Origin of the sequence: Ruegeria sp. EL01, assembly GCF_900313035.1 — a bacterium.
In the GTDB taxonomy this organism is placed as follows: Bacteria; Pseudomonadota; Alphaproteobacteria; order Rhodobacterales; family Rhodobacteraceae; genus Ruegeria.
In genome coordinates this window covers 81593-87950 of record NZ_OMPS01000047.1, presented here as the reverse complement: position 1 = coordinate 87950, position 6358 = coordinate 81593, and the positions used below count along the sequence as shown (strand labels likewise).

4 protein-coding genes, 1 tRNA gene and 2 rRNA genes are annotated in these 6358 nt (G+C 54.5%); all 7 read left to right on the top strand.

All coding sequences use genetic code 11. From position 1 onward, the window contains the following. Positions 1 to 116, top strand: a 23S ribosomal RNA gene (locus tag D9K61_RS27355); the annotation flags it as partial. Between the two features lie 223 nt (positions 117 to 339). Then, positions 340 to 454 (top strand): 5S ribosomal RNA (rrf, locus tag D9K61_RS24135). 159 nt (positions 455 to 613) lie between these two features. Further along, positions 614 to 690 (top strand) — tRNA-Met (locus tag D9K61_RS24130). 377 nt (positions 691 to 1067) lie between these two features. Next, entirely contained in the window at positions 1068 to 2951 is a 1884-nt protein-coding gene (locus tag D9K61_RS24125) for an SLC13 family permease (protein WP_371688494.1), read from the top strand. Between the two features lie 201 nt (positions 2952 to 3152). Beyond that, positions 3153 to 4112, top strand: a complete 960-nt coding sequence (locus tag D9K61_RS24120) for a dihydrodipicolinate synthase family protein (RefSeq protein WP_120635767.1) — start codon at positions 3153 to 3155, stop codon at positions 4110 to 4112. Continuing rightward, positions 4103 to 5035 carry a proline racemase family protein gene (locus D9K61_RS24115; RefSeq protein ID WP_120635766.1) on the top strand — a complete coding sequence of 311 codons (933 nt, stop codon included), beginning with the start codon at positions 4103 to 4105 and terminating at the stop codon, positions 5033 to 5035. Before D9K61_RS24120 ends, D9K61_RS24115 begins: the two co-directional genes overlap by 10 nt. Positions 5036 to 5098: 63 nt before the next feature. Continuing rightward, the gene (locus tag D9K61_RS24110) at positions 5099 to 6349 is read left to right on the top strand and encodes an FAD-binding oxidoreductase (RefSeq protein ID WP_120635765.1); all 1251 of its coding nucleotides are present in this window, start codon (positions 5099 to 5101) and stop codon (positions 6347 to 6349) included. The last annotated feature ends 9 nt before the right edge of the window (positions 6350 to 6358 follow it).

The window sequence follows — 6358 nt, the reverse complement described above, 5'->3', positions numbered from 1 at the left end:
TATAAGAGACAGGTCTCCCTGAGGGCCGTGGAAGACCACCACGTCAATAGGCCGGAGATGTAAGCGCAGTAATGCGTTCAGTTGACCGGTACTAATCGCCCGATAGGCTTGATTTGATCCAGTAATGGAAAGACAACCCACCGCCTCAAGTAGAGGCGGTAGGCGAACAAATAAGCCAAAAACATACACCTCATTAAACATGGATAACTTCGTAGCACCTAGCTGCGGTGTTGATTGATACACAACCGTGCGGCAACGCGCCTTTATCTGCGATAAAGACGCTGCCTGCCGCGCGTCGCCTTTTTGCTGCGCAAAAAGAGCGACGGGGATTTTCCTCGGTTTGGTGGTCATAGCGCAAGCAAAACACCCGGTCCCATCCCGAACCCGGAAGTTAAGTGCTGCCGCGCCAATGGTACTTGGGCTTAAGCCCCGGGAGAGTAGGTCACCGCCAAACCTAGAAAAATCCCACATTCTCTCAAAACGATAGAATACCTATTCGACCCCGGCCTCAAATAGCGCAAGCAATAGGCCAACCAACGGTCTCAACTCGCCAAATAGGCGCCAGACCAGCCAAAGACCTCAAGTAGCGTAAGCGATAGGTCACAAAAAATGTCGCGGGATGGAGCAGCCCGGTAGCTCGTCAGGCTCATAACCTGAAGGTCGTAGGTTCAAATCCTACTCCCGCAACCATTACTGTCGAGCCCATCTGGGTGGAAGTCAGACAACTCCTCTACAATAGAAGAACTGTCACATTCAGCGGCGGACGACAGTATCCCTGCCAGATCGCCAACAAGATCGATAACCGGGCCATCCCGATCTTTCGCAGGTGTCAGCACAATGGAGTCGTCATCGACCGGATCAGGTCCGATGCCTCAACCCAAAGGAACACTAGTACTCTGTAGCAGGCTCATCAACTTGTGTGAAACAGGTGCATGGAACAGAACTGTCGTCAACATTTTGAAATTATGTTTCGTTTTCTAAATGTGAATCGAAATTTCATGACAATATAGATGCGATAGTTTAATTGTTTACTTTAGACAAAAGAAGACAACGTCTCGGTGAATTCTGTGGAACATGTGGCCTTTACGTTCGAGATGGGAGTGGTTTGCGCCCTGTTGGCCTTCACTGTTTTTCTCTTTGTATCTGAAATTGTCAGAATTGACCTTTCCGCCATATTGGTTCTCGTCATTGTTGGTCTTCTCAGTTACGCGCCAGGGCTTGGAAACCTCGCAGATGTCACACACCTCTTTGATGGGTTCGCCTCAAATGCCGTGATTTCCATCATTGCGGTCATGATTGTCGGTGCGGGTTTGGACAAAACCGGCATCATGAACAAGGTTGCGGCGGTTATTCTGAAATATGGCGGCACATCCGAGGGCCGGGTGTTGCCAATCATATCGGGCACTGTCGGCGTTATTTCGTCCTTCATGCAGAATGTCGGTGCAGCTGCGTTGTTTCTGCCAGTCGTCAGCCGGATATCCTCAAGGTCTGGAATTCCGCTATCGCGCCTGCTGATGCCCATGGGGTTTTGTGCCATTTTGGGGGGCACGATGACGATGGTTGGTTCATCGCCACTGATATTGCTGAATGATCTGATCTTGACCGCAAACGAAGGTTTGCCGGAGGATCAAAAAATAGCACCATTTGGTCTTTTTTCGGTGACACCCATCGGGGCGGCGTTAATCCTGACCGGTATCGCGTATTTCCTTCTGCTGGGCCGGTGGGTGTTGCCCGGTGGTACCGGGTCTGAAAACACGGGGACAGGGCAGGGCACACAGGAATATCTGCAACGCGTCTACGGGCTCAAAGCCGATGTTTTTGAGGTGATTGTGCCAGCTGAAAGCCCTTTGGTGGGGCAGGTGCTGGCCGACATCAACCATGAAAACCATCTGTACATTATCTCGACATTCTACCGGGGTAAGACCTCAATGGTGCAGGTTCTGACGGCTGAGATTGCCGCGCCCTGTCGACTGGCGATCATCGGGCGACGCTGGGTGGTGGAAGAATTCGCGCAGAAATTCGGGCTGACCGTTCTTCCGGAACTGGACATCTTTGTAGAAGAGTTCGCACCCACCAATGCCGGAATAGCCGAAGTGGTTGTGACGCCCGATAGCAAACTGATCGGAAAATGCCCTCGCGAGCTTTTGTTTCGGAAAACATATGGCATGTCACTGCTTGCGATACATCGAGGCGAAGAAACACTGAGCCACGTTGAATCCGATGCGCATGAATCTACCCAGATCGGGCTCGAAGAATTCCATGCGGGGGACATGCTGGTTGCACACACCAGGTGGGACAACCTGATGCGGATAACGCGGGATCCGGACTTTGTCGTCGTTACAACTGATTTTCCACAAGATGAATTACGGCCGCAAAAGGTTGGTTGGGCTTTGGCCTTTTTCGCGATCTCGCTGTCATTGATCCTGTTCACTGACGTGCGGTTGTCGCTTTGCCTGTTGACCGGAGCGGCTGGAATGATGCTCACCCGCGTGCTCAGCGTCGACGAGGCGTATCGCGCTGTCGGATGGAATACTGTATTCCTGCTCGCTTGCCTAATACCGCTGGGGCAAGCCGTGCAAAATACTGGAACGGCGGCGTGGATCGCGCAACAGATCATGATCATTCTCAATGGTTGGCCGATTTGGGCGCTTCAGGCCGGAGTCGCGATATTGGCCACGGCCTTTTCGCTGGTAATGTCAAATGTCGGGGCCACCGTATTGCTTGTGCCACTTGCCGTATCGATTGCAGTAGCGGCTGGTGGCAACCCGGCCGTCTTTGCGCTGACGGTGGCCATTTCCACCTCAAACAGTTTCATCATTCCGACACATCAGGTGAACGCCCTGATCATGGGTCCTGCGGGGTATAAGGTCATGGACTTTGTGCGGTCCGGTGGGGTCATGACTATTCTGTTTTTGGTGGTCTCCCTGTTGATGCTGAACTTAATCTACTGAGTAACGCGGTAAGCGGCGTTCTGTCTCTTCAGTCGGAGAAGTGGACCCAAAAACTCTACCGACGCACAGTAAAAATTATCTGTGGATTTTGTATCCAATATCCCATAAGACATCTGTGCCAGGGCTTTCACCAAAGCAAGAAAGGTCTGGCAAACTGTTGCCCTGGCAGCGCTTTGAAACGTTCGGGAAAGTAGACGCGAAATGTCCAAGACGATCTTCTCCGGCACCATGCCGGCTTTGATGACCCCTTGCAAAGCGGATCGGACGCCGGATTATGACGCCCTTGTCAAGAAGGGCAAAGAGATGATCCAGGCCGGAATGTCTGCTGTGGTCTATTGTGGCTCGATGGGGGATTGGCCCCTTCTGACAGACGCTGAACGGATGCAGGGAGTTGAACGTCTTGTGGCTGCCGGTGTTCCGGTTGTTGTCGGAACCGGTGCGATCAACACGAAATCAGCCGTGGCCCATGCGGCTCATGCCCAAAAAGTCGGGGCTGTAGGTTTGATGGTGATCCCGCGGATATTGTCGCGTGGGTCGTCCATGGCTGCGCAAGAACATCACTTCAAGGCGATCCTGACTGCGGCGCCGGATGTGCCTGCGGTTATCTATAATAGCCCGGTTTATGGCTTTGCCACCAGGGCTGACCTGTTCTTTGCACTGCGATCGGCACATCCGAACCTTGTTGGGTTCAAGGAATTTGGCGGCAAGGACGACCTGCGCTACGCGGCAGAGTACATCACGTCCAAAGATGACGAAGTCACGCTGATGGTTGGTGTCGATACCGAGGTTTTTCATGGGTTTGTGAATTGCGGGGCCACCGGGTCGATCACGGGGATCGGAACAGCCCTTCCGAAAGAGGCGCTGCTTTTGGCGGCGCTGTCGCAGAAAGCGGCCGCAGGCCATGCAGAAGCCCGGTTACGCGCGCGCGAGTTGGAAGAGGCTTTTGGCGTTTTGGCAAGCTTTGACGAGGGCACAGACCTTGTTCTCTATTACAAGCACCTGCTGGTGTTGAATGGAGAGGAAGAATATCGCCTCCACTTCAACGAAACCGATGAACTGACCGATGCACAGCGTAACTACTGTGAACAGCAATATGCTTTGTTCCGCTCTTGGTTTGCCGACTGGTCCCATCAGGGCGGGATTATCGCTGAATGCATGTGATCGACAGCCATACTGGTGGAATGCCCACACGCGTTATATTGGACGGCGGTCCGGATTTGGGGTCCGGACCGCAGGAATTTCGCGCCCGAAAGCTGGCCACTGAGTATGAGGCTTTTTATAAATCTGTTCTGCTGGAGCCGCGCGGTCAGCCCGGTATGGTCGCCGCCCTGCTGGTCGATCCTGTAGATCCCAGCTGCGAGACCGGTGTCATCTTCTTTGACGTCGACGCAGTGCTTGGGATGTGTGGGCACGGTACCATTGGTTTGGGCGTCACGCTTGCGCATCTCGGCCGGATTGGAACGGGGTCTCATAAGATCGAAACCCCAGTTGGTGTGGTTACGATAGACGTGCTGGACCCGAACACAGTGCGTGTCATCAATGTCGAAAGTCGCCGCGTGCAAATTGCTGTCACACTCGAGACGAAAAACTACGGCACGGTGACCGGCGATGTCGCCTATGGTGGCAATTGGTTCTTTATTGTGGAGCCAAGCCCAATCCCAGTGGTGTCCGATAACATTCGTCAAATGACAGATATGGCAATCGAAATCCGCGAGGCTTGCGTGGCGCAGAGGATTGGTGGCGAAAACCAAGAGTCCGTTGATCACGTCATCTTTCAGGGTACTTCCCCGAATGCAGGCGTTCACAGTCGCAATTTCGTGCTGTGCCCGGATGATCAGTACGACCGATCGCCTTGCGGTACTGGCAGTTCTGCTCGGCTGGCATGTCTCGCTGCGGCGGGGCGTTTGGCACCGGGTGATGAAATCCTGCAGGAAAGCGTGATCGGAAGCCCCTACAGATTGTCCTACCAACCCGGGTCGAACGGCGGTGTGACCCCCTCGCTGACCGGGCAGGCCTATGTGATGGCCGAGGGTAAACTGATCTTTGACGACCACGATCCGTTTCGATCCGGAATCTACAGCTGACACTTGTCGGGGGCTGATTTGTCAGTGGCCCCTGAGATCCCACCTCTTCGACGGAACAATATTATGAGGCTTGGAACAGAGAACGACATTGTGGTGATCGGTGCTGGTATCATCGGCATCAGCGCAGCGCTCGAGCTGCAAAAACGGGGTCGCAACGTTCTTGTCCTGGATCGCGAAGGAATTGCTGCAGGTGCGTCGCAGGGCAATGCCGGTGCCTTTGCCTTTGCCGAAATCGAACCATTGGCAAAACCCGGTATCATGCGCAAAGCGCCGAAATGGCTGCTGGATCCGTTGGGCCCCCTGTCTGTTCCACCAGCCTATGCTTTGAACATAACCCCTTGGATGCTCCGGTTCTGGCGCGCAAGCTGGCGCGATCGTTACGCCGCTTCGGTGACTGCGCAATGTGCCCTCATGGATCATTCCCGCGCAGCGCTTGAACGGCAAATCGCGGATGTGAATGGCGAGACCTTCATGCAGCGCGATGGCCAACTACAGCTATTCGAAGGAGAGGCCGAGTTCCGCGACAGTCAAAAGGATTGGAACCTGCGCAAGGCACGCGGTATCCAGTTTGATCTGCTGCACAGCCCGGACGCCATCGCCGAGATTCAACCTGGGCTAAATCGCCGCTTCACTCACGCTGGCTTTACGCCGACCTGGTTGAACACTGTTGATCCGCAAAAATGGACACAACATCTCGCATCGCAATTCCAAACCCGTGGCGGCGCGCTGCAGCTTACTCAGATCACCGCGCTGACACCGGTGGAAGATGGCGTGGTGCTGAACACGACAAGCGGCGATATCCGAGCGCGTCAGGTCGTTCTTGCGGCGGGCGCATGGTCCCATAGGTTGGCGAAACACCTTGGCGACCAGATCCCGCTGGAAACCGAGCGCGGTTACAACACGACGCTACCACAAGGAGCGTTTGATCTGCGTACCCATCTGACTTTTGGCGGGCACGGGTTTGTCGTGTCGCGGATCAACGGCGGTGTCAGGATAGGGGGTGCAGTCGAATTGGGCGGTCTTGCACTGGCCCCGAACTACAAACGTGCCGACGCGCTTTTGGCGAAAGCGGGACAGTTCCTGCCTGATCTCGACATTAGCAATGGCACTCAATGGATGGGGTTTCGCCCGTCATTGCCGGACAGTCTTCCGGTGATCGACAGATCCGCGAGCGCACCAGCAGTACTATATGCCTTCGGGCACGGACATTTGGGGCTGACACAATCCGCAGGAACCGCAGAGCTGGTCGCAGATTTGGTGACCAACACCACACCGACCGTTGATCTGTCGCCTTTTGCGGCATCCCGCTTCTAAATCGGAGGG